The sequence below is a fragment of the Pseudomonas sp. MF6396 genome (genome assembly GCF_002018915.1).
Lineage (GTDB): Bacteria > Pseudomonadota > Gammaproteobacteria > Pseudomonadales > Pseudomonadaceae > Aquipseudomonas > Aquipseudomonas palmensis.
On sequence record NZ_MVOK01000009.1, the window covers coordinates 26,945 to 49,853 of the forward strand.

A 22,909-nucleotide genomic window follows, 5' to 3' on the forward strand; every position below is an offset into this window, starting at 1 on the left:
AGTCAATGGAAAGTGCACGCAGGCTCTGCGCAGGGGTCAAGGCATTCAGTCGGCAGCGGTAAAGGTCGAACCCGTGGGGCGTGGCGATCAGCGCGCAAGGGCGTGCGCGATCATTCGATACGGGGGGCGCCGAAGGCTCTGGGAAAGGGTGTTGGCGTTGGGATGGCCTTTGCGGAGTCGGCGCGGTAGGGCTGCCTGAAAACGGTGGCCAGTTTAGGCGGGCGAGGCGGGGCGGATAAATGCTCAAGGTCGAAAAGCATTGTTGGGGAAACAGTAACAATGGGGACGGTCGGTAGGCCGCGTGTGCGGCCCGTGTGTTGCGTCGTTACTGCGGTGCCGCGTTTGCTTCCATGGCGTCCAGCACGCTGTCGATCAGCACGTTGCTCATTTCCAGCGATTGTTGTGCGGCAATCAGCAGCGTCTTGAACTGCTCATCGGCGCGTTCGCAGGCTTGGGCGGTGGTGTCCTTGGCGCATTGGATCTGTAGCGACAGGTGGACCAGCGCGTCTTCCAGCTCGATGCCTTCGCACACGGAAAACAGGGGAGGGTGATTGCCGTTGCAACAGCCGAAGGCGGTGTAGACGGGTTTGCGGCGGGTGGTGGTTAGTGGGGGATCGGGGACGATTTTTGTCATTGTGCTGCTCCTTGATCAGTGGAGCTGTCACTCATCGCTGCTAAACGAAAGGGTGGCAGCTGTACGCGGGTTAGCAGACCAGGGATCAAGGAACCCGGCGCGCACGAGTGCGCCCCACGCACAACCGCCATAACACGAGACAACGGGCGATAAAAAAGCGCCAGTTGAACGAGAAACGGGCGCTTTGTGCACCTTGAATTTTTTGACAGGCTGCTAAACCCGACCGCTGGATTTACAGCGGCTCGGAAAGGGTAACGGGGTTTGGGTGGGCATTCAAGGTTTTGAATCGGGGGAAGTGGAGGGGCTTCCATCTCGGCGCTGGTGTATTCGCGGTAGCGGTCTCTGTTGTTTTTGAGATCAAAGGGTTAAGGCATAGAGGGGTGGGCTGTGTCTAGAACTCCGACGTATGTTGCGGTTTGTTTCGGCAGTGGAAATGCTGGTTGTAGACGCTCCATGGTCAAGACCGCTTACGGCTAGCAGCGCCCCGGAAGAAAGCTTGAGTGGCTATACTGCTGGATCGATCTTCACCAATTTGGTAACAGAGCCTATGCGCGATAAATATGTAAATTTTGCAGAACTCTCATCATCTGAACCTGATGGCGCTTTTCGCATCGAGGTGAGGCGGAAAGAAAGTGCGGTAGCTTTAATCGCTCCTCATGGTGGAAAGATCGAGCCTGGAACATCGGAAATATGCAGGAGTGTCGCTGGGGAGGATCTGACGTATTATCTGTTTGAGGGTTGCAAGTCGAATAAAAATCGAAATCTCCATATCACAAGCTCACGCTTTGACGAGCCACAAGGGATCGATGTCGCCCGGTCGGCTCAGGTGGTTGTGGCTTTTCATGGACAAAATGCGAGTGAACTTTTCGTTAATGTAGGAGGTTTGGCAACCCGGGTCTGTGCGTCTGTTATCTGCCACCTTCAAACCGCAGGTTTCAAAGCCAGTCAACATGACGATCCGAATCTTCAGGGGCGCGACAAAAATAATATTTGTAATCGTGGGAGTAAAGGCCAAGGTCTCCAGTTAGAAATTTCCCGCGGGTTGAGAGATGTGTTGACATCGGATAAAAGCGCCATGAGTCGTTTCTCTTCCGCAATTAGGTCGGCGTTAGATGAGGTTGAACAATTCACTTAACCTCGAATCGTTATCTCAGCATGCTCCTAAAGTAGCGAAGCCGCATTATTGCTACCAAAAGATGGCGACGGCTGTACGCAGGTTGGTAGACCGGGACTCTAGGAATCCAGCGCGCACGAATGCGCCCTGCGTACAGCCGTCATAAAACGAAACAGCGGGTGCAAAAAGGTGTCAGCTGAGACGGATGGACGCTTGCACGTCCTAAGGTACTCGGGCTAGCAAACCTGGTTGCTGGATTTACAGCGGCCCGGAAAGGGTAACGGGGCTTGGGTGAGCATTCAAGGTTTTGAATGGGGGGAAGTGGGGGCTTCCATCTCGGCGTTGGTGCACCCGCTGTCCCGACCTATGCTGCGTTTAAGATCAATGGCTTAGGGCGTAAAGAGTGCAATGCGTTTGAACATCGGTGTGAGCCTTCGACCTGATTCTGATAACGAAAGGATGCAGCTATAGATCGGTAGCCCACCTTTGCAACAGGCCGCCACAACCCAAAGCAGGCATATTGGCTTCTGGATCAGTAGGTAGCCCCCGCCAGTCCTAAAATCGAGACGGCGGTTCATTTCCAGCTTTGATCTGTGAAAAGACATGGTCTGGATCTGCCTGGCACCAATATCTGAACAGAAGGCGAGGTTCGGTATCCCCAAAATACTGACTCAGGAGGCTCTCGGCGGGGATTAACAATTTAGTTTCTGGCCATTGCTGAGCTAAAACACCTATGTGTTTGCCAGACGAACAAATAATCCACGTCGCCTTGCCTCCACTGATGTCAGGCAGGTAACCCATACCTTGGATCGCTTCGAACAAAGCGCGCAGTGTTACTGCAGGATCAAGCCTGATTGATGTCCTGTGACTTTCCAGATCATCCCCTGCATGCACGCTATCCCGATCAATTTGAATGACCAACATGAATGTTCCTTTTTAGCGTTGTGAGATTACTAGAATGCCAGCGTAGGAATGCCAGCTATCTGTCTACAGTCCGCTTCTGGCCGATTGCGGCCGTTAACCACCGGCAGCATTGGGTCCGTTAGCGACGGCCGAAACCGTGTTTGCCCAGTAATCTCGAATCGCACTCGCCGCTGCGTTTTCTCCAGCATCACCGTGGCTGTTGATGACCCTCTATGAAGGACGGGCAGTTGTTTGTTCTTCTGCACCTTCAACTGCTGAACAGCCCGACAACCCCTCCAACTGCACATACTCAATGCGGTGCCGTCCGTTGTTTTTAGCCGCATAGAGCTGCTGGTCCACGGCTTTGATGAAGTCTGTAGGCCTGTCCCGCTCGCCTGGCACCACCGAGCCTGCGCCTATGCTGACAGTCAGGCGGTGGTCATGTGGCGATAGCGCATGCACGATGGACTGCTTGTGGATCAACCGCTGGCAGCGCTCAGCCACTTTACGCGCCACCTCGGCATCGGCTTCGGGCAGCAGCACGATAAATTCTTCGCCGCCATAGCGAGCCACAAGGTCGTGTGGGCCATCCAACGCCAAACTCAGGGTCTGGGCAATCGCTATCAAACATTTGTCGCCTTGAATATGGCCGTACAAATCGTTGTACTGCTTGAAAAAATCGACGTCCAGCAACAGCAGCGACAATGGCCGGCGCTCGCGGCGCGCACGTTCCCACTCCAACTCGAAACAGCTGTCGAAGCGACGACGGTTGGCGATACTCGTCAGGCCGTCCTTGAACGAGAGCACCTCCAGTTCCTTCTGCAAACTCAGCAACTGGTCTTCGGTCTTCTTGCGTTCGCTGATGTCGAACATGAAGCCGATCAGTGCTTCGACTTCGCCCCTGTCATTGCGCACCACGTGCACAACGTCGCGGATCCACACATAGCCGTTGTCCTTGGTCAGCGCTCGGTAGTCTGCCTCGTGGTCCACGCCAGCCTTGGATTGCGTCACGCAGAAGTTCACCACATGCTCGCGATCTTCTGCATGCATGCGCATGGCCCAGTCTTCCACGCTCACCCAGCTTTCAGGGCTCCAGCCCAGCAACGCCTCGATCTGAGGGCCGATGTAGGTGAACTTCATCGAGGCCCAGTCAATCTTCCAGGGAATCGCCTTGGTCGACTCCAGAAGGGTTCTGTACACCTCACTGTCATTGATAAGCTCGCTTGCATCGGACATACACGATAGCCCTCGGAACCCTATGGATAAGCCACTTTAGCAGCCCTGGCAGGGCAAGTACTGCGTACCGAGCCATGGGTCGGTACATGGCGACATGGAAGAGGTTGCGGGCACGCTGAAAGCCCTTCGTATTCTGCTACTCATCTGTCTTGGTCGTCAGATCACTGGCCACTTCCTTGGCCAGCGCCATAAACGCCCGGGCAGCCGCGGATTGATAGACATTCTTGCGCTGCATCAAGACCGCTGTACGCTCTAGCCGATGCGGCCCCAACTCGACAGACACCAACTCTGGGTGCTCCTGCGCTAGGGCGGCGGGCAGCAAGGTCGACAGCGTGGTTCTGCGCACTACCTCAATCAACGCACCAATTACATTGGCCTCCATCACCAAGCGCGGGCGAATGCCGTGCTGGTTGCAATAGCGGTCGATCTGTTCGCGGGTGGCGAACGCTTTGCTGAGCAGAATCAGCGACTGCGCATTCAGCGTCTCCAGGCCGACAGCCCGCGCCCCGGCCAGCGGGTGTCGGCTACCAACGACCAGGGCAAGCGTTTCAACCAGCAGCGGATAGGCTTCGATGTCTGGCGCATGCACCTCATCAAACGCAATCCCCACATCCAGTTCGTCCCTCAGCAGCAGGTTCTCCATCTGCTCCTGGGCCAGTTCATGCACGTTCAGCGTGATGTTCGGGTAACGGCTGTGAAAGGCTTCCACCAACGGCCCGACCAGGTAGGTCGTGAAGGTTGGCGTCACCGCTATGCGCAGCGTTCCTCGACTGAGATCGCCCACATCATGGATCGCCCGCTTGCCTTCGCGCAGCTCCTGCGCCGCCCGCAATGCATAACGCAGGTACACCTGCCCGGCATCGGTCAGGCGTGTTTTGCGCCCTGAGCGATCGAACAACTGCGCCCCGAGGCTTTCCTCCAGCTGGCGCACTTGCTGCGACAGCGCGGGCTGCGAAACATGCAGTGCCGCCGCGGCACTGGTAAAGCCCTGATGTTCGGCGACCGCAAGAAAATACTGAATATGGCGCGCCAGCATGCCTGTACCTATAAGTTTATCTGATGAAGATAATCATATATGAGACTTTTACCTTATTGAACGGCCTCCGTAACCTTTGCCTCATCGCATCGCGAACCAACGGAGTCAACCATGCAAGACATCATCGACGGTTTCCTTAAATTCCAGCGCAATGCCTTTCCTGAACGTGCCGGCCTGTTCAAAGACCTGGCCAACCAGCAGAGCCCACGGGCGCTGTTCATCTCCTGCTCCGACAGCCGGCTGGTGCCGGAGCTGGTCACACAGCGTGAGCCGGGCGACCTGTTCGTCATCCGCAATGCGGGCAACATCGTGCCGTCCTACGGCCCTGAGCCAGGCGGTGTGTCCGCCTCGGTGGAGTACGCGGTCGCAGCCTTGAAAGTCAGCGACATCGTGATCTGTGGGCATTCCGACTGCGGCGCCATGACCGCCATCGCCACCTGCAAATGCCTGGACAACATGCCCGCCGTGGCCGGCTGGTTGCGCTACGCCGATTCCGGTCGGGTGGTCAACGAGGCCCGCCAGCATGTCGACCAGCACGCCAAGGTCGCCTCGATGGTGCGCGAAAACGTCATCGCGCAGTTGGCCAACATCCAGACACACCCCTCGGTACGCCTCGCGCTGGAAGAAAAGCGCGTGACGTTGCATGGCTGGGTCTACGACATCGAGAGCGGCTGCATCCAGGCCTTCGACAGCCGCACCGGCAAGTTCGTGTCGCTGGCCGAAAGCCCTACCGCTTGCGTTGCTACCCACTAACCCTCGTTTCTACCCACGGAGATATCCCCATGATCCAATCACAAATCAGCCAAGACACTCGCCTTGCCCTGACCGACGTCATCCTGTTGGCCAAGGCCCGCAAAGACCTGTCGTTCGCTCAGATTGCCGAAGGCACCGGCCTGCACGAAGCTTTTGTCACCGCCGCTTTGCTTGGTCAGCACCCGCTGCCGGCCAACGCAGCCCAGGTGGTTGCCGACACCCTGGGCCTCGACGCCGATGCCGTGCTCCTGCTGCAAAGCATCCCGCTGCGCGGCAGCATCGGCAATGGCATTCCTACCGACCCAACCATCTACCGCTTCTACGAAATGATTCAGGTCTACGGCACCACGCTCAAGGCGCTGGTTCACGAGAAGTTCGGCGACGGCATCATCAGCGCCATCAACTTCAAACTGGACGTCAAGAAGGTCGATGACCCAGACGGCGGCTCCCGCGCGGTGATCACCCTGGATGGCAAGTACCTGCCGACCAAACCGTTCTGATCACCCCACCCAGGGGCCCGGCGCTGCATGGCTGCCGGGCTCCATGTTCTTGAAAATGTGGAGGAGGGCCTCTGAACATGAACGCGTTACCTGTACTGATAGCGAGTTTTTTCTGTTCTGCGGCGATGGCCGACGAACCGATACCGGTTGAGCAATACAGCTATGCCCAGCACCTGGACATCGCCCGCGTCATTTCCATCAGCGAAGTCGCGCACGTCTGCGCCGTGGTACCTGTGCTCATGACGTATGAAGACTCCAAGGGCCAGAAACACATTCTTGAATACCGAGTGATGGGTAACGGCTGTTCCAACGGTTGAACTGCCCATGGTTCGTTTTTTACCGATGCGCCCTGGGGCAGCATCATAGAGGGCCAACGTCATGGATCTGATCTTTCGCAATGTGCGCATCGACGATACAAAACCGCTGATGGACGTAGCGGTGCACCACGGCAAGATTGTCGAGATCGCGCCGACAATTTCAGTGCAGGCCGTGCAGGAAATCCAGGGCCACGGCAACGTACTGATCCCGGGCTTTGTCGAAGGGCACCTGCACCTGGAAAAAGCCAACATTATGCACCGCAAGGCCAATCGCTCCGGCACGTTGAAGGAGGCGATAGCGGTTACCGCCGAGCTCAAACCCACGTTGACTCGCGACGACATTCTCGCGCGCTCCACTCAAGCACTACGTGCGTTGGTGCAGTCCGGCACTACCCACGTACGCGCCCACGCCGAATTCGACCCGGTGCAAGGCTTCACCGGCTTTGATGTGGTGCTGGAACTGCGCGACAAGCTGCGCGACGTCATCGACATCCAGGTGGTGGCCTTCCCGCAGGAGGGAATACTGAAACTGCCGGGCATGCAGGCAATGATGGTTGAGGCCATGGAGAAGGGCGCAGATGTAGTGGGCGGCATTCCCTACAACGACGACTCGGCCCATGACCACATCGACTATGTATTCAACCTGGCCAGGCGCTACGGCAAGGACATCGACTTCCATCAGGACTTCGCCGACAACGCCGAGCACATGACCATTGAGTACCTGGCGCGCAAGACCATCGAGCAAGGCTATCAAGGGCGCGTATGCGTCGGTCACCTGACCAGCCTGGGTGCCGTGGCACCGCACAAACAGCGGGAGATCATTGCCTTGATTCGCGAGGCTGGCATCAGCGTCATGTGCCTGCCCGCCACCGACTTGCACCTCGGTGCGCGCGGTGACAGCCATGACGTGCGCCGTACCCTGACGCCGGTGCGGGCCCTGCGTGATGGGGGCGTGAATGTGTGCCTTGCCACCAACAATATTCGCAACGCATTCACCCCGTTTGGCACCGGCGACTTGCTCAACATCGCGCAATTGGCGATTCCGGCCTGTCACCTGGGCGGGGCGGATGACCAGGCCACGGTACTGTCGATGCTCACTACCCATCCGGCGAAAGCGCTGGGGTTGAAGGATTATGGGTTGGTGCCGGGTGCGCCTGCTGACGTGGTGTTGCTGGAGACGCATTCGGTGGGTGACGTGATTCTCGACCTGCCCACACGGTTGATGGTGCTAAAGCGCGGGAAGATCGTGGCGACGTCGGCCTGTCAGCGTTCGGTGGCTTTCTGATCCAGTTCGATGCAAGCGACTGGTCGTGGGGAGCTGTTACTTCGCTCGCCCACCACCCGGCTCACCCCGCACGAACTCCCTGGCCGTTCAACATGAAGATACTGGTGAGCACAGGGTCCGTCCAAGCGGCCGTTACAGCCGCTTGAAATCGCCCTATCGACCACTGCTCACGGCTAGTTCTCGTAGCGCAGCGTGACGGCAAAGTTGCGGGGTTCGCCGTAATAGTTTCCGGTGTCCTGGCTGAAAATCGCGGTGTAGTACTTCTCGTCGAAAACGTTGTTGAGGTTCAACTGAACGCTCAGGTTCTGGTCGATCCGGAAGTTGGCATTCAAGTCCACAAGGTTGTAGGCACTCTGCGAAATACTGTTCAGGTACAGCTTGCTCTGATGGTACACGCTGGTTCCGACTCGCCATTGGTCCAGGCTACCTGGCAACTGGTAGGTGGTGGCGGCCTTGAACAGTCGCTGTGGCGAGTTCTCTGTGCCATAGGTGTCACCCTTCCTGCTACCCGCCACGTATTCTGGATGGCTGTAGGTGTAGCCCATGGAGGCATTCCACCCGGGCATCAACTCGCCCGAGACCTCGGCATCGAACCCGCGGTTTCGTACTTTGGCGCCCTCGGTGTAGCACCGCGAATCGCGCGTGGGCCCACACACGCGCCCAGCCTCGGGCACGACCTGCGCAAGGCCTGTCTGATCCACCTGGAACAGCGCCAGGGAGGTATTGAGCCTGCCATCGAACAGTTCGTTTTTTACGCCCACTTCGTAGTTGCTGCCCGTTGTGGGTTCGAGCAGTTTGTTGTCGACGCTGTAGTTGCTCTGCATCTTGTAGATCTCGGTATAGCTGGCATACACCGAGGTAGTGTCATTGACGTCGTAGACGATGCCGCCGTAGGGGATGATCTTGCGGTTTTCCCTGAAGCGGTCCGTCTCCCACGGGCCCTGGGTGTCGTAGTCGACCCAACTCAAGCGGCTGCCCAGAATCACGTGCAGATCATCGAATGGGTTCAGGCGAGTGGCTGCATAGATCCCCTTGTCCTTGCGCACATGTCGACTGGGCGTCAGGCTGCCGACTATCTGCGGTTTCGGGAATGTGGAGGTATCGAAGTCCAGAATGTCGACGATAGGGTTCACGCTGGACGAGCCTGTGACGTATTGCAGCCTGTCACGCCGCAAGTTGGTACCGATCACCACCTCATGCTTGCGCCCCAGCAGGTTGAACGCACCGTTGAGCGCCGCGTCGAGATTGATCTGTTCATCATCGTAGCGGGCGCTGTTCGGCCAGTACTGCATCGTCGAGTCGGTGTCCCTGGTGTGGTACCCAACCTGAGCGAGAAAATCCGAATTGGACCAAATCAGGTTGGTGGCGACGGTGAGGTTCCAGTCCTCATTGAAGCTGTGCTTGATATCGGCAAAGACGTTGCGGTTGATCTTGTCCAGGTACGCCCACTTTCCAGCGAACGACTTCGACCGCGAGAAGTTGTATGAGCTGCCATCCAGGTGGGTAGGCAAACCGCCCCAATCGTAGCCGCCACTGTTGTCCTGCTGGAAGGACGCCCCCACTGCAACCGTGGTCGAGTCATTCAGGTCGACTTCGCCGATGGCGTAGAACAGTTGGTTGTCCTTGTCAGCGTAGTCCTGATAGCTGTTTCGACTGTTGTACATCAGGACCGTACGGCCACGCACGGTGCCCTCTGCGTTCAAGGGGCCGCCAACGTCGAGTTGCGTGCGGTAGTTGTCCCACGAGCCAGCACCGATCTCTGCCTTGAGCCGGTATTCACGTGTCGGTCGCTTGCGAACCATGTTGATGGCCGCAGACGGATTACCTGCCCCTTGCATCAGGCCGTTTGCGCCTCGGACAATCTCCACCCGGTCATACATGGCCATGTTGTTCACCGACATGACGTCCATCGAGAAGCTTTCCGTGACGCTGCTCGGCAGGCCATCGAATTGCAGGTCGTCGACCTGGAACCCTCGCGAGTAGTAAAGCGGACGCTCAGTGCCGAACCCCTTGACCGTGCTGATGCCCGTGGCTGCCCTTGCAACGTCTTCCAGGGACTGCATGTTCTGGTCGTCCATCTGCTGACGCGTGACGACGCTGATCGACTGCGGCGTTTCGCGCAGCGAGAGATTCATCCGCGTCGCTGTGGTGGTGCTACCTGTGGTGTACGACCCCGAATCCTCGGTGATGGCGCCCAGCCCCGAGCCTGTCACGTTGGTCGCGTCCAATTGCAATGAACCCGACGGTGCAGCCGGCAGCAGCACATAGCTGTTGTCCCCACCTGCAACCGCCTGCAACCCGGACCCGCTCAGCAACACGGCAAAGCCCTGGTCGATGCTGTAGCGGCCATTGATGCCCCGGCTCTGCTTGCCTTCGGTCAGCCCGTTGTCGAACGACAGCACCACGCCTGCTTCGGTGGCAAAGCTGTTCAGCACAGTGGCCAGCGCCCCGGCTTCAATGGCAAATTCCTGCTGATGCAGCGTACGGGCTGTTACCTGGCCTTCAGCCGCGTGGCCAAGTGCTGGAGTGGCCATCAACAACGATGCGCCAAGTAGGGCAAGGCATAGCGCGCTTGGGGTGTTCAACGTGGCGGTGCAGAAGCCTGGAAGGGGATGCTGCATGCTTACTCCTGATGCGGTTGTTGGCATTTTGTGAGGTGTCTGCAAAAGGAGTCGCGTAGCCGAGAGGAAAGTGACAACGCGTTTCGAAATTTTTTCCTGGCCTGATTTTCACGGCCAGAAGTCGATTGCTCTCAGGCCATCATTTCACTATATTGCGATTAATTCTTATTCACTGTTTGGCCTGGATATGCCGTCTGGCAACCTTATCGCGACCCTCTACAACGACCATCAACCCTGGCTCATCAGTTGGCTGCGCAAGCGCACCGGGTGTTCCCAGGCGGCGGCAGACTTCGCCCAGGACACCTTTGTTCGCGTGCTGCTCGCCGAGCGCCGTGAACCCCGGGCGGCCATGCTCAATGAGCCTCGGCATTTTCTGGTAACCATCGCCAAGCGGGTAATGATCGACAGTTTTCGCCGTCAGTCGGTGGAGCGTGCCTATCTGGAAGTGCTCGCCGCGCAGCCCGAGTCGTTCGAGATTTCTGCCGAAGAACAGCTTTCGTTGCTCCAGACACTTCTGGAGCTGGATCGCATGCTTGACGGCCTGGGCGTGAAGGCCAAAACGGCGTTCCTGATGTCGCAAGTGCAAGGGCTTACCTACCCTCAAATCGCCGAGCACCTGCAGGTGTCCGCCAGCTCGGTAACCAAGTACATGGCCCGGGCCACCGAACGCTGCCTCCTGTACCTGGTGGACAATCCGTGGTGACCACCGACGCCCAGCGCCAAGCACTTCGCCATGCGGCGCAGTGGTTCGCGCAGCTGTGCGCGAACCCTGAAGACGCGGCGCTGCGCGCGCAGTGGCAACGCTGGCACTGCCGGAGGGCGGAGCATGAATGGGCATGGCAGCAGTTGACCGAATTGCAGGCGCGCCTGGGCGGCATGCCGCAGCATTTGGCCTGGAACGTCATGGAAAAGTCCACGCTGCGCGAAAGCGGCCCGAATCGCCGCACGCTACTCAAGGGGCTGTTGCTGGGCGCCGGCGCCAGTTCATTGGCATGGCAGGGATATGACGTTGCGCCCAGATGGATGGCCGACCTCAGAACGCGCACCGGAGAACAGCGCCAAGCGGCTCTTGCCGACGGCACCCTGCTGGTGTTGGATACCGATACCGCGCTGGATGTCATGTTCAATGCCAGCACGCGCTTGCTGGTGCTTCGGGCGGGGGAGGTCCATGTAACCACCGGCAAGGACTCACGTCCGTTGCTGGTGCGCAGTGCACAGGGTGATCTGCGCGCATTGGGCACTCGCTTCGCCGTGCGCCAACTCGACGGGCTGACACGCCTCAGCGTCTACCAGCATGCCGTTGCGGTCCGTCCTGAGCAGGCTGAAAGCGAGGTCGTGATCGAGCAAGAGCAATCGGTGACATTTGATCGTCAGCGACTGTTTGCCACGCAGCCATTGAAAAAAGGCGAAGAGGCCTGGGCTCAGGGGCGGCTGGTAGTGGAGGGCTGGAGGCTGGATACACTCATCAACGAGTTGCAGCGCTATTGCCCCGGCTATCTGGGCTGCGCCTCGGAGGTCAGCCACTTGCGGGTGTCGGGCTCGTATTCGCTTGGCAACATCGAGCTGACATTGAACACTATCGCCCGTTCGTTACCCATCCGAATCCAGCAGATTACCCGTTACTGGACGCGCATCCTGCCGGTTTGATGATTTACGACTTTCGAAGGCCGGTGGCTCAGACATCGGCTCGCACGGTCCGCTTTTGGCACCACTGCCGCTCGGCCGGCAACTCACCCACCGAGCGGCAACCCGTTTCACACGCCAGCTTCGCCTATTTCAACGGAACGTAGATATCCGTCTGCCATTGATCCTGCGGTGTTTCGGGAAACACGCTCAGGTAATGGAAGAACAATGGGTGATCCCGAAGCTCTTCGTTACTGGAGGGTAGCCAGTCGCGGTAAAGCGGGTAGATGGATTCTCCGATGTAGTCAGGCGACCCCGTATGGCGAATCACGGCGCAACGCCCTGCCGGGATGACCCGTTCATGCACGCCGAATTCGTTGGGCAGCACGGCCTCGTCTATCTCGCCGCAAATCGCGAACCTGAAGGCCTCTGCGGGCGTGGTATCGGGATTGTCATAGGGGATGCCAAACGAGCGGCTCACGGCCACTGGCGACTGACCGCTCTGCATGCGCCACTGACGAAAACGACTGACGCTTTGACTGACGAGGCCGGGCGCCCCGCAATGTTCAAGCGCCGCCACGCGGGTTTCGGCGAACGTCACGATACGGATCTGCATGGTGATACTCCTGGAAAAGTGAGGGACAACGAAGACCGCATTCCAGACCTGCCAGCTCGGTGCCTTGGCGAACGCACTCGGCGCCATGCCAAAGGCGCGCCTGAACGCCCTTGAAAAGGCCTCGGGGCTTTCGAAGCCAGCACCCCGTGCTGTCTCCAGCACGGACTGACCCGGTGAACCGACCAATTGATGCGCAGCGCGCCGAAGCCTCATCAACTGCACATACTGTGCAACCGGCACGCCTACATACGCCGTGAATTGCCGGTGAAAATGAAACACCGAGAAGTTGGCGACGCGGCTCAGTGCACTCACCGAGAGATCGCCCTCGAGGCAGGTATCGATATAGGCGAGTACGGCGTCGAACCGTTTTGCGTAGGCATGGCTGTTGCTTGAGTCGGTCACCGAACAAAACCTCCTGAAGATGCGGTGAGCAATAGCATCCGCCTTTGCCCCCTCGTCGTGCCTAGCCGGGTTTGCTCTGATAGGGGTTGCTGCCCCTATGCAAGCCGAGCCAGTTCCCGCGCCACCATCGCCGCCTGCTGTGCACTGGCAACATTGGTAAACCCCATTACCAGCCCGTGCCTGGGCGCACCTGCCAGGTACCACTGCGATAGCGGCTCCACCGCCAGCCCGGCGGCCCGCGCGCGCTTGGCCAGTTTTACATCGTCCACGCCGGGCAAACCGGCTACCAGGTGCATGCCGCCTGCCTGGGTATCGATCAGCAAACGCTCGCCCAACTGCTGCTGCAATGCCTCGATCAGCCATTGCCGGCGCCGGGCGTACAGATTGCGCATCTTGTTCAGGTGCCGCGCAAAGTGGCCTTCGTTGATAAACGCCGCCACGGTGGCCTGCAGCAGGTGAGGGCAGTGGTTGTGCAGCCGGTCGGCCTGGCGGGCGAAGGCCTCGCACTGCTGCGCCGGCACCACCAGGTAGGCCAGACGCAAGCCGGGGAACAGCACCTTGCTGAAGGTGCCGGTGTAGAGCACGCGGCCCTGCTGGTCGAGGCTCTTGAGGGCGGGCAGGGGCTTGCCGCGGTAACGGTATTCGCTGTCGTAGTCGTCCTCGATGATCCAGCTGCCTTGCCGGTTGGCCCACGCCAGCAGCGCCAGCCGGCGCGGCAGCGACAGCGACACGCCCAGCGGGCTCTGGTGGGTGGGGGTGACCACGGCAAAGCGCGCATCCACCGCGCGGGCGATGCCCTGTTCCACATCCAGGCCCTGGTCGTCCACGCTGACGGGCACCAGCTGCGCGCCGGCTTCCTGCAGGGCGTTGCGGGCCATGAAGTAGCCGGGTTCCTCGAGCCAGCAGCGGTCGCCCGGCTGCATCAGCGTATGGCAAATCAGGTCGAGGCAGGCGCGATAGCCGGCGCACACGAACACCTGCTCGGGGCGGCAGGTGATGCCCCGCGAGATGCCCAGGTAAGTGGCAATCGCCGCCCGTAGCGGTGCGTGGCCGCGTGGGTCCGGGTACACCAGGCTTTCCAGGCCGCCTTGACGCAGTTGCCGGCCGGCCAGCCGCGTCCACAGCTTGCGCGGGAAGGCGTCCAGGGCCGGCAGGCCCATCTGCAAGGGCAGTGGCAGCTCGCCGGAATGGGTGGTCGGGTAGGTGCTGGCGGATACGCCAGGGCCTAGCTGGGGTGGGGCAACCGGGGTCAGTTGCGGGGTGACCACCGTGCCGGCGGCGCCGCGCGCCATCAGGTAGCCTTCGCCGATCAACAACTGGTAGGCCGCCTCCACGGTGCCCCGCGCCAGGTTCAGCTCGGCGGCCAGGGCACGAACGGCCGGCACGCGATCACCCGGGCGCAGGCGGCCGTCGGCGATGGATTCGCGAAAGCGCTGGTAGAGCTGGCGATAGATCGGCGCCTGCTGGCTGCGGTCCAGTTCGAAGGAAAGCATCTTGGCCTAGTCGTTTATTCATTTTTCGGCCCTGTAGCTTAAGCCATTGCTTGCTTAAAGTGGGCGCTCTTGAAAAGCGGACAACGACCATGGCCTACACCCTTCAACACCTCGAAAGCCACGCAGCCTTTGAAGCCAGCTTTGAACTGATGCGTGTACTGCGCCCGCACCTCACTGACCTGGCCGCCTATGTGGCGCAACTGCAGCGCCAGGCCGCCCAAGGCTATCGCTTGCTGGCAGCATGGGAGGGTGAACAGGTGGTGGGCCTGGCAGGCTACCGTCCGCTGGAAAACCTGTTGTACGGGCGCTTCATCTATGTCGATGACCTGGTGGTAAGCCCCGACCTGCAACGCGGCGGCCTGGGCGCGCAGTTGCTGAACGCCGTGCGTGACGAGGCGCTGCAGCGCGGTTGCGATCACTTCGTGCTGGATACCGGCCTGCACATGCCGCTGGCCCAGCGCTTCTATTTTCGCCAGGGGCTGCTGGCCCGTGGCATGCACTTCACCCAGAGCCTTAAGCCGGGGAGCCCGCAATGAACAACGTACTGCTGCTCAACGCCAGCCCGCAGGGGGCGGTGTCCCATGCCAATCAACTGGCGCTGGAGCTGGTCGCCACCTTGCGCCGGCGCCACCCCGAGCTGCAACTGATCGAGCGTGATCTGGGCGCGAGCCCGCTGCCCCCGCTCGATACCGATTACGCCCGCGCCCTGACCACCCGCACGCCATTCGACGCACCCACTTTCGCGGTGTCCGAGGCGTTGATCCAGGAACTGGAGCGCAGCGATGTGCTGCTGATTGCAACGCCCATGCACAACTTCATGCTGCCGGCCGCGCTCAAGCTGTGGATCGACTACGTGCTGCGCATTCACCGTACCTTCAGTGCCGGCCCGCAGGGCAAGGTCGGTTTGCTGCGCGACCGCCCGGTGTACGTGCTGGTGGGCTCCGGCGGCATTCACCAGGGCGAGGCGGCGCGCCAACCGGACTTTCTCACGCCGTACCTGCGCCATGTACTCAACACCCTCGGGCTGTTCGACCTGCACTTCACCTACCTGCAGGGCCTGGTGGGCAGCGAGGAGGCGGTGCGTAGCGCAATCGACGCCGGCCGCGCGCGCCTGGCGCTGGAGCCCTTGTTCAACCCACAGGTTTGCGCCTGATCCCTTTCACTTCACTGGAGTTTCACCATGAGCCAACTCAGACTGCCGTTCGCTTCCCTGTCGCCTGAGGCCTACCAAGGCCTGCTCGCCACCAACAACGCACTGGCCGCCAGTTCCCTGGGCCTGCCATTGATCGAACTGGTGTACCTGCGCATTTCGCAGATCAACGGCTGCGCCTTCTGCCTGGGCAAGCATTCGCAAACCCTGCGTGACAGCGAGGTGGCGCAAGCCAAGCTCGATTGCCTGGCCGGCTGGCGCATCAGTGGGCTGTTCAACGAGCGCGAGCGCGCCGCACTGGCCTGGGCCGAGACGCTGACCCACGTCAGCGAAAAGGGCGCCCCCGATGCGTTGTACGAGCCCTTGAAAGCCCATTTTTCCGACGTCGAGATTTCCGACCTGACCTTGGCGGTGGCGTTGATGAATGCGTTCAACCGGCTGGCCATCGGCATGAACCTCTGAGCGCGTTCTACTGTTGTGGGTGCAAGCGCCGGCACGGCATCATGGCGGTTCATCAATCAGGACAGCGCCATGGTCACCCCGACGCTTCATCTGATGTGCGGCAAGATCGCCTCCGGCAAGTCGACACTGGCCAAGGCCCTGGCAACCGAACACGCGGCGATCTTGCTGAGCGAGGATCACTGGCTCTCCAGGCTGTACCCGCAGCAGATCCACTCGGTGGCCGACTACGTGCGCCTTGCCCGCCAGGTGCGGGCGGTGATGGGGCCGCTGGTTACCGACATGCTCAGGGCGGGCACCAGCGTGGTGCTGGACTTTCCGGCCAACACGCCTGCCGATCGCCAATGGCTGCGCGCCCTGGCCGACGCCGCACAGGTGCCGCACTGCGTTCACTACATCGAGGCAAGCGATGAGACTTGCCGGGCCAGGCTGCACCTTCGCAACGGCCGCGCCGAGCATGAGTTCGCCGCGACCGACGCCGAGTTCGATCTGATCACCAGCCACTTTCGGGTGCCCGACCCCGAGGAGGGGGTCGAGATCAGCGTTCACCGGCTCTGACCCTCGGCGCGCACAACTCAGTAGAGTTCGATCAACTGCCGGTCGATCGTGGCACCCGGCATCATCTGCTCAAGCCCGGTGCCCAGTTCGTCAGCCGCGGCTTGCAGTGCCTCCAGGGGCATTGCAGGCAGGCTTTCGAGGATGAACCACATCTGTTCTGCATCGGCGTCCAGGCGCGTTCGGGTTCCCTGGCGCCAGTTCCAGCGCCGACACGTCACACCCAGGTCGTCGCGCCAGATCACTTCACCCTTGTCGGGCGATTCGTTGGCGGCGCTGCCGTCCTTGATGGTGTCGAACAGCTCCGTACCGGTGGCAACGGTCAAACGCGGCACACCTATGTAGGCAGCGAAATTCTCGCCGCCGACCGGCACGGCGAACCTGAGGCTGATGGCGTTGTACAGGTCGACAATGGGGTCGATGCTCGGCAGCACGGCGTCGCGCAGCACGCGCTTGCGCAGTGCCTCGGCCGAGCACGGCGTGCGCTGCGGCTTGGCGCCGAACAGCCGGAAGGTGTGTGCCCATGCCGCAAGGTGCGCCTCTGCCCAGTCCGGGGCGCCGGCCGTGACCGCCTCACAGGCCTGCCTCAGGGCGTTGGTCGCCACCTCGGGCCGGGTGATCGGCGTGGCTTTGACGCAGATGCTCATGGCACGGAACCCAGGTGCTATCTCTGCAATCTGCGGGTCAAGAACAGGCACGACAAACGACATGTATTTCTCCAGAAGGCAGGGGGAGCAGAACAGGTGCGCATTCTTGAACGGTGAGCCGTATCAGATCCAATGATTAGGCCTCATGCCTTATCAGTTCTTCTTATCCTGCAGATGGGGTGGTGCACGCACCTGTGTATTGCACACGCTCGGCGGCTTGTATGATGTCGGCCGGTTTTGGGCTTTGCAGCAAGCCCTGTTCAACGGAGTGGCAGTTGCAATGATTGTGGTAGTCGAAGGTATCAGCGCCAGTGGCAAGACCACCTGGTGCACAAGTCACGCCGAGCAACAGTTGATTGCCGAAAACGGGCGTTTTGAGAACGAGCCCGATCGCGCGGCAGATCCGTTCGGGGCGGCTGCGTTCTGGGCCGAACGCAACGTCGATCGCTGGCAGGCGGCGCTGGCCATGGAGCAGCGCCATTCGCGGGCCGTATGCGACAGCGACCCGCTCAAGCTGCATTACATCTGGAGCCTTTGGCAGATCGGCGAGGCCAGTGAGCGCGACTGGCAGGTGGAACTGGACGCCACCCGCCAGACCTTCGCGCAAGGGCGCATCGGCTTTGCCGACGCCTACCTGGTTGCGCGCATCGACCCGCAGCTGGCACGGGAGCGGGCCCGGGCCGACAGCACGCGTCGGCGCAGCAGGTTCGAGCTGCACGTGCGCCTGCAGGAAGCAGTGCTGAACTGGTACGGCGCCATCGAGCATGTACTGCCCGGCAGGGTGCAATTCGGTTTGCCCGCGCAGTTGCCCACGTTGCAGCGCCTGGAAGGGCGCTATGCGCTGGAGGCCTTTGACCAGATGATCGCCTCGCTACCCAGGCCACGGCATGTTTGACGACTATCTCAAGCGCTGGCAACTGACTGTCGATGGCGAGCCGTTCGACTCGCTGAACGGCACCCTGCTGCCGGTGCGCCAGCAGGGCAGGCCAGCCATGCTGAAGATTTCGCACGTTGCCGAAGAACAGGCGGGCAGCCTGCTCATGGCGTGGTGGCAGGGCGAGGGGGCAGCGCCGGTACTGGCTCACGACGGCCAAGCCCTTCTTATGGTGCGCGCGCAAGGTACGGATGCACTGACGCAGATGGTCAAGGACGGGCACGACGAGCAGGCCACGCGCATTCTTTGCGCGGTTGCCGCCCGCCTGCATGCACCGCGCGCCACGCCCATGCCCGCCCTGGTGCCACTGGAGCAGTGGTTCGAGGGGTTGTGGCACGGGGCCGACAGGCACGGCGGTGTTCTGCTGCACTGCGCCAGCACCGCCCGCGAACTGCTGGCTGCGCCGCGCGATGTGGGGGTACTGCATGGCGACATCCACCACGGCAACGTGCTCGATTTCGGCGCAGCCGGCTGGCTCGCCATCGACCCCAAGGGGCTGTATGGCGAGCGGGGCTTCGATTACGCGAACATTTTCTGCAATCCCGATGGTGAGCAGGCGCTGGTACCGGGGCGCTTCGCGCACCGGGTCGAGATCGTCGCCAAGGCCAGCGGCATGGAACCTCGTCGGTTGTTGCAGTGGGTGCTTGCGTGGACGGGCCTGTCGGTCAGCTGGCTGCTCGAAGACCATCAACCGCCGGGCAGCACCCTTGAGGTGGCGAAACTGGCCGCAGCGGGGCTTGGTTATATGGATTGACTACGCTCCATGCGGGTCGATTGATGGAGCGCTGTCGCTCCGTTTGCGGTTGATATGGCACATTGCCATGGATAGTCTTGCCGTCATCGCCACACGCAAGAGGCCCCCATGAACAGTCCTGTCTCCGTACCACCGAAAAGTTTGGGAGCGCACTTCAGTGACAACCTCAGCGCGGTACTTGCCATCGGTGGCAAGCAGCGCGAGGACGGCCGGCCAGGCCCTGTCACTGCCGCCTGCATTCAACGCGAAACCGGCATCGCTCGCAGCACGCTGAGGGCATTGAAGTCACCCCGCGAACAGCTCGACCCCAACCCGGACCTGCACACGCTCAGCCGCATTGCCGATGCACTGGGGGTACCCCCTGCGTTCCTGCTGATGCGCCCGCAAGACTGGCTGGCGCTGGGGCAGGCGGTGGGTGGCAGTCGCGATTACCTGGCAGCAGCAGTCAAGCTGCAGAGCGAAGGCAAGCTCGAGCAGGGCAACCCGGTCGAGAAGGTGCTGCGCGAATGCAAGGTGCATCCCGACGTGCGTCCCATCGGCGTGGGTGCGTCGCCCGAAGTCAGCCGTGTCAATGCCCGTGACGAATGGCGCCGGCGCAGTTGCCTGAAACTGGACGCACTGATGCTGCGCCAGGTGCGCTCCGACCAGCCCCGGGCCTGGCTGACAGCCATTGCGGGGGCCTTCGTCAGCCGCAGCACCCCGCATGCCCCGACCATCATCGACTGACCCCTGGTCATCAAAGGAACCCCCCATGTCAATGATTCAAGATGCCGACCTGGCAGACGTAATGATGAGCGCGAGCAGCGACGATATCGGGCTGCTCATCGATGTGATCACCGACAGCGGCAAGGGACGCATCTCGTTGTCGTCCTCGGTCTGCCGCCAGTTGAGCGCTGCCAAGGAGCGTGAGATCACCGACCTTGATCGCGGCCTGGTGGTCGAGGAACTCACGCGCTTTGGCGGCAACTCGCTGATGAACGTGTTTCGCGGCGGCAGCGGCGTGCCCTACAAGGAACTGCTCACCGACGTGGCCTCTCACGTCGGGGTTGCCAAGAGCGGCCTCGGAGACTGCGCCAGTATGGAGATGGCGATCATCGCCAAGGTGGTCGAGCAGTCGGTGGGGCGCATGAGCGAGGACGACAAGAAGACCTTCTTCGAATCGGTCGGGGCGGGTTACCGGCCGGGCATGGGGCCCACTGCACTGGCAAGCTTGATCGCCAGCCTCAGCGCCTCCGGGCTGACCTCCTACCGCCTGGCCGCGGTAGTGGCCAGCGCGACCATGAGCAGCCTGGTGGGACGTGGCGTGATGCTGGCAGGCAGTGCGGGCCTGGGCAGGGGGCTGGCCGTGCTCGCAGGCCCGGTCGGCTGGGCCATCACGGGTCTGTGGACCGCGTTCGACCTGGCCAGCCCGGCCTACCGCGTAACCGTGCCCTGCGTTATCCAGATCGGCCATATGCGCCAGAAAATGCTGGTTGCCAAGATGTGCCCCGCCTGCGGTACAGCGGTTGAGGCATCGAGCCGGTTCTGCGGCCACTGCGGCGTACGCCTGGGTGAAAGGGGGCTGGCATGAACACCACGATCTCGCCGCTCGAATTTCTGCTGACCAATGCCATCTGCGTTGCTGCCGGTGCCGTTACCGTACTGGCATTGCAATGGGCGGGCAGGGCGGCCTACCGCAGCGGGCAGCGCAATGCGCAAGACCCCGTGTAACCCTGGCCTGTCGATTACAAGGAACGATCATGTATAGGAATGAACACGCGGCCCGGGTGGTCGCCCTGACCCAGAAGACCGCATCGATCAACCTGGGTATCCAGAAGTTGACCCTCGACATGCAGTGGTACGACGCATTCGACTGCGAGCACGCCAGCGCTCAACTGGCCCAGCGCAACCGCATCACCCTGGATATCAAGCAACGGCTCAATCAGCTCAGCGCCACCCTGCAGAGCACCAGCCAGAGCAAGCAGGCCTGCCAGGGCGTGGCCGGTGGCTGGCTGTCGGGCCTGTGGCGCTCCACCGAGCAGAAGGTGGCGCAGCACCAGGCCAGTGAACTGGACAAGCGCCTTGCGATGCTTGAGCTGTCGCGCAAGGAGGCCCAGGCCGAGCTGGCCAGCCATGAGCCCGAAGAGCGCCGGCTGGCGGCGAACTTGCGCCGGTATCGCCAGTTCAATCCGCTGGAAGCAACGGCCACCATCGCCGGCTTGAACGAGGAACTGGCGCACCTGCACCAGTTGATCGAGCATACCCGCAGTGCCAGCGAAAAATGGGAAGCCATGGCCGGCGACGTGTCGCGCCAATGGGAACGCCAGCAGCGCCAACTGCAGCAGATCGACAACGACATCGCCAAGGCGCAAGGGTTTGAGTGGGCGCTCTCGAATGCGTCGAGCGGCAGGGAAAAAGCGCTCATACATCAAGAGTGCGAGAGCTTCTTCGAAAACAGCAAGCCGGGCATGGTACTGAGCGGGTTGAATGCCAAGCGGCGCAAGCTCGAGCGGGATATCGAGAAAATCCAGGAACGCCTGCGCGACATCACACGGCTGATGGAAAACCACATCGAAACGCTCATCCTCGATGGCAACAACCTGTGCTACCTGCCTTCGGAGAACGGCAAGGGCACCTTCATCGGGCTTGGTGCACTGATTGCCTTGGTGCCGGTCCTGTGCCAGGGGTACAAGGTGACGGTGATATTCGACCCGGGCATCTATGCACGGGTGTCGAGCAACCATGCCGGGCTTCAGGCGCTGTTCCCCGGGGCCAAGGTGGTGGTGATGCCCCGCGATGTGAAAGCGGACGAGGCCCTGCTGGCCGCTGCCGAGTTCGACCAGGCCGCCTACATCGTCAGCAATGACCGGTTCGCCGACTACGCGGAAAAATCCGCGGTCAAGGAGCGACGCGTGTTGACCCACCTGATCCACCCGCATTCGGTACAGATCCAGCAGTTGCAGGTCAACGTGCCTTACTGACCTGGCTGGGCTCAAGCGGTAGCTCAACCACATGCGTGCAGGTGGGCTGCTGCTGGCCGACGATCGTGCGCGGTGCATCAGCCAGATCGCGTTCGCAGGTTTTGCTGGCGCTGCGCGCCAGTTCGCGGGGCAAGGCCCGCTCCTACGCCCTTCGGGCAGAAGCCACAGGGCTGTAGGAGCCAGCATTGCTGGCGAACGAGCGCGAAGCGGTCGTAGAACCTGCGTGCACGGTGCATCAGCCAGATCGCGTTCGCAGGTTTTGCTGGCGCTGCGCGCCAGTTCGCGGGGCAAGGCCCGCTCCTACGCCCTCCGGGCAGAAGCCACACGGCTGTAGGAGCCAGCATTGCTGGCGAACGAGCGCGAAGCGGTCGCAGAACCTGCGTGCACGGTGCATCAGCCAGACCACCCGCAACCCTCGCGCCTAACCCTCGGCAGCCCCTTCCAGAATCCTCGGCCCCGGTCCATCCTGCCCCAGCGCATCCCCCGGGTTGCGCAACGGGCAATCATCCAGCGACAGGCAGCCACAACCGATGCAGTTGTCCAGGCTATCCCTCAATGCCTCCAGCGTCCGGATGCGCGCATTCAGGTTCTCGCGCCAGGCCGATGACATCTCACCCCACTGCGCCGCCGTCAATTTGCTGTTGGGCGGGTAGCGGCTCATCGCATGCTTGATCTCTTCCAGCGGAATCCCGGTGCGCTGCGCCACCTTGATGATCGCGATGCTGCGCAGCACCAACGCCGGAAATCGCCGCTGGTTGCCGGCATTGCGCGTGCTGGCGATCAACCCCTTAGACTCGTAGAAGTGCAAGGTGGAAATCGGCACGCCACTGCGTCTGGCCACCTCGCCGATGGTGAGCGAGCGCGCACCATCCATCTTCTTTTCTGCCGCCACGTGTGTTGACCTCAAGTTAAGTTGA

The 22,909-nt window shown here is 61.1% G+C and carries 27 protein-coding genes; 17 read left to right on the forward strand and 10 right to left on the reverse strand.

Translation table 11 applies throughout. From position 1 onward, the window contains the following. Window positions 1–325: 325 nt before the first annotated feature. On the reverse strand, window positions 326–634 hold the full coding sequence (locus MF6396_RS11160; protein ID WP_078480308.1) for a DUF3077 domain-containing protein: 309 nt from the start codon (window positions 632–634) through the stop codon (window positions 326–328). Between the two features lie 496 nt (window positions 635–1,130). Between MF6396_RS11160 and MF6396_RS11165 the strand changes: the two genes are divergently transcribed. Then, entirely contained in the window at window positions 1,131–1,769 is a 639-nt protein-coding gene (locus MF6396_RS11165; protein ID WP_238596432.1) for a poly-gamma-glutamate hydrolase family protein, read from the forward strand. A 534-nt stretch (window positions 1,770–2,303) separates the two neighbouring features. Here the strand turns inward: MF6396_RS11165 and MF6396_RS11170 are convergent. From MF6396_RS11170 to cynR, 3 genes are all read right to left on the reverse strand, one after another. After that, window positions 2,304–2,672 carry a hypothetical protein gene (locus MF6396_RS11170; protein ID WP_078480310.1) on the reverse strand — a complete coding sequence of 123 codons (369 nt, stop codon included), beginning with the start codon at window positions 2,670–2,672 and terminating at the stop codon, window positions 2,304–2,306. 210 nt (window positions 2,673–2,882) lie between these two features. Continuing rightward, entirely contained in the window at window positions 2,883–3,887 is a 1,005-nt protein-coding gene (locus MF6396_RS11175) for a GGDEF domain-containing protein (protein ID WP_078480311.1), read from the reverse strand. Window positions 3,888–4,023: 136 nt separating this feature from the next. After that, the gene (gene cynR / locus MF6396_RS11180) at window positions 4,024–4,923 is read right to left on the reverse strand and encodes a transcriptional regulator CynR (RefSeq protein ID WP_078480312.1); all 900 of its coding nucleotides are present in this window, start codon (window positions 4,921–4,923) and stop codon (window positions 4,024–4,026) included. 111 nt (window positions 4,924–5,034) lie between these two features. On the opposite strand from cynR, the gene MF6396_RS11185 reads away from it, so the two are divergent. From MF6396_RS11185 to MF6396_RS11200, 4 genes are all read left to right on the forward strand, one after another. Next, window positions 5,035–5,676, forward strand: coding sequence for a carbonic anhydrase (locus MF6396_RS11185; RefSeq protein ID WP_054914637.1), 642 nt, complete (start codon window positions 5,035–5,037; stop codon window positions 5,674–5,676). Between the two features lie 29 nt (window positions 5,677–5,705). Further along, a complete protein-coding gene (gene cynS, locus MF6396_RS11190) occupies window positions 5,706–6,176 on the forward strand; it encodes a cyanase (RefSeq protein ID WP_043861410.1) in 471 nt (156 codons plus the stop codon). Between the two features lie 77 nt (window positions 6,177–6,253). Further along, entirely contained in the window at window positions 6,254–6,493 is a 240-nt protein-coding gene (locus MF6396_RS11195; RefSeq protein ID WP_078480313.1) for a DUF2790 domain-containing protein, read from the forward strand. A 61-nt stretch (window positions 6,494–6,554) separates the two neighbouring features. After that, the gene (locus tag MF6396_RS11200; RefSeq protein WP_078480314.1) at window positions 6,555–7,778 is read left to right on the forward strand and encodes an amidohydrolase family protein; all 1,224 of its coding nucleotides are present in this window, start codon (window positions 6,555–6,557) and stop codon (window positions 7,776–7,778) included. A 173-nt stretch (window positions 7,779–7,951) separates the two neighbouring features. On the opposite strand, the gene MF6396_RS11205 is transcribed toward MF6396_RS11200, so the two are convergent. Beyond that, window positions 7,952–10,399, reverse strand: coding sequence for a TonB-dependent siderophore receptor (locus MF6396_RS11205; protein WP_078480315.1), 2,448 nt, complete (start codon window positions 10,397–10,399; stop codon window positions 7,952–7,954). Between the two features lie 187 nt (window positions 10,400–10,586). Between MF6396_RS11205 and MF6396_RS11210 the strand changes: the two genes are divergently transcribed. Next, window positions 10,587–11,102, forward strand: a complete 516-nt coding sequence (locus MF6396_RS11210; RefSeq protein WP_054914633.1) for a sigma-70 family RNA polymerase sigma factor — start codon at window positions 10,587–10,589, stop codon at window positions 11,100–11,102. Continuing rightward, complete coding sequence (locus tag MF6396_RS11215; RefSeq protein ID WP_078480436.1) at window positions 11,099–12,046, forward strand: FecR domain-containing protein; 948 nt, start codon at window positions 11,099–11,101, stop codon at window positions 12,044–12,046. Before MF6396_RS11210 ends, MF6396_RS11215 begins: the two co-directional genes overlap by 4 nt. Window positions 12,047–12,170: 124 nt before the next feature. Here the strand turns inward: MF6396_RS11215 and MF6396_RS11220 are convergent, their stop codons facing one another. Both MF6396_RS11220 and pdxR read right to left on the reverse strand, forming a co-directional pair. Then, the gene (locus MF6396_RS11220) at window positions 12,171–13,040 is read right to left on the reverse strand and encodes an AraC family transcriptional regulator (RefSeq protein ID WP_078480316.1); all 870 of its coding nucleotides are present in this window, start codon (window positions 13,038–13,040) and stop codon (window positions 12,171–12,173) included. Between the two features lie 95 nt (window positions 13,041–13,135). Next, window positions 13,136–14,533 carry a MocR-like pyridoxine biosynthesis transcription factor PdxR gene (gene pdxR / locus MF6396_RS11225; protein WP_058540087.1) on the reverse strand — a complete coding sequence of 466 codons (1,398 nt, stop codon included), beginning with the start codon at window positions 14,531–14,533 and terminating at the stop codon, window positions 13,136–13,138. Window positions 14,534–14,622: 89 nt separating this feature from the next. Between pdxR and MF6396_RS11230 the strand changes: the two genes are divergently transcribed. The 4 genes from MF6396_RS11230 to MF6396_RS11245 all read left to right on the forward strand — a co-directional run bounded on the left by MF6396_RS11230 (window position 14,623) and on the right by MF6396_RS11245 (window position 16,700). Beyond that, a complete protein-coding gene (locus tag MF6396_RS11230) occupies window positions 14,623–15,069 on the forward strand; it encodes a GNAT family N-acetyltransferase (protein ID WP_078480317.1) in 447 nt (148 codons plus the stop codon). Then, a complete protein-coding gene (locus MF6396_RS11235; RefSeq protein WP_078480318.1) occupies window positions 15,066–15,686 on the forward strand; it encodes an FMN-dependent NADH-azoreductase in 621 nt (206 codons plus the stop codon). Before MF6396_RS11230 ends, MF6396_RS11235 begins: the two co-directional genes overlap by 4 nt. Window positions 15,687–15,713: 27 nt before the next feature. Then, window positions 15,714–16,145, forward strand: a complete 432-nt coding sequence (locus tag MF6396_RS11240) for a carboxymuconolactone decarboxylase family protein (RefSeq protein WP_043861401.1) — start codon at window positions 15,714–15,716, stop codon at window positions 16,143–16,145. 69 nt (window positions 16,146–16,214) lie between these two features. Continuing rightward, a complete protein-coding gene (locus MF6396_RS11245; protein WP_078480319.1) occupies window positions 16,215–16,700 on the forward strand; it encodes an AAA family ATPase in 486 nt (161 codons plus the stop codon). A 17-nt stretch (window positions 16,701–16,717) separates the two neighbouring features. Here the strand turns inward: MF6396_RS11245 and MF6396_RS11250 are convergent, their stop codons facing one another. Beyond that, the gene (locus MF6396_RS11250; protein WP_078480320.1) at window positions 16,718–17,407 is read right to left on the reverse strand and encodes a B3/B4 domain-containing protein; all 690 of its coding nucleotides are present in this window, start codon (window positions 17,405–17,407) and stop codon (window positions 16,718–16,720) included. A 217-nt stretch (window positions 17,408–17,624) separates the two neighbouring features. Between MF6396_RS11250 and MF6396_RS11255 the strand changes: the two genes are divergently transcribed. The 6 genes from MF6396_RS11255 to MF6396_RS11275 all read left to right on the forward strand — a co-directional run bounded on the left by MF6396_RS11255 (window position 17,625) and on the right by MF6396_RS11275 (window position 21,992). Next, window positions 17,625–18,239, forward strand: a complete 615-nt coding sequence (locus MF6396_RS11255; RefSeq protein WP_078480321.1) for a hypothetical protein — start codon at window positions 17,625–17,627, stop codon at window positions 18,237–18,239. Continuing rightward, on the forward strand, window positions 18,232–19,032 hold the full coding sequence (locus MF6396_RS11260) for an aminoglycoside phosphotransferase family protein (RefSeq protein WP_078480322.1): 801 nt from the start codon (window positions 18,232–18,234) through the stop codon (window positions 19,030–19,032). Before MF6396_RS11255 ends, MF6396_RS11260 begins: the two co-directional genes overlap by 8 nt. A gap of 108 nt (window positions 19,033–19,140) precedes the next feature. After that, entirely contained in the window at window positions 19,141–19,758 is a 618-nt protein-coding gene (locus MF6396_RS11265) for a helix-turn-helix domain-containing protein (RefSeq protein WP_043861396.1), read from the forward strand. 25 nt (window positions 19,759–19,783) lie between these two features. Beyond that, the gene (locus tag MF6396_RS11270; RefSeq protein WP_043861395.1) at window positions 19,784–20,602 is read left to right on the forward strand and encodes a zinc-ribbon domain-containing protein; all 819 of its coding nucleotides are present in this window, start codon (window positions 19,784–19,786) and stop codon (window positions 20,600–20,602) included. Beyond that, a complete protein-coding gene (locus MF6396_RS28790) occupies window positions 20,599–20,742 on the forward strand; it encodes a hypothetical protein (protein WP_167400193.1) in 144 nt (47 codons plus the stop codon). The genes MF6396_RS11270 and MF6396_RS28790 overlap by 4 nt, the downstream gene beginning before the upstream one ends. Before the next feature lie 29 nt (window positions 20,743–20,771). Continuing rightward, the gene (locus MF6396_RS11275; protein WP_161493032.1) at window positions 20,772–21,992 is read left to right on the forward strand and encodes an NYN domain-containing protein; all 1,221 of its coding nucleotides are present in this window, start codon (window positions 20,772–20,774) and stop codon (window positions 21,990–21,992) included. Here MF6396_RS11275 and MF6396_RS28665 read toward each other — a convergent pair. Together MF6396_RS28665 and soxR are read right to left on the reverse strand one after the other, a co-directional pair. Beyond that, window positions 21,976–22,125, reverse strand: a complete 150-nt coding sequence (locus MF6396_RS28665; RefSeq protein WP_161493033.1) for a hypothetical protein — start codon at window positions 22,123–22,125, stop codon at window positions 21,976–21,978. The two genes, MF6396_RS11275 and MF6396_RS28665, sit on opposite strands and share 17 nt — an antisense overlap. Before the next feature lie 288 nt (window positions 22,126–22,413). Continuing rightward, window positions 22,414–22,866, reverse strand: coding sequence for a redox-sensitive transcriptional activator SoxR (gene soxR / locus MF6396_RS11280; RefSeq protein ID WP_054914623.1), 453 nt, complete (start codon window positions 22,864–22,866; stop codon window positions 22,414–22,416). Window positions 22,867–22,909 lie beyond the last annotated feature (43 nt).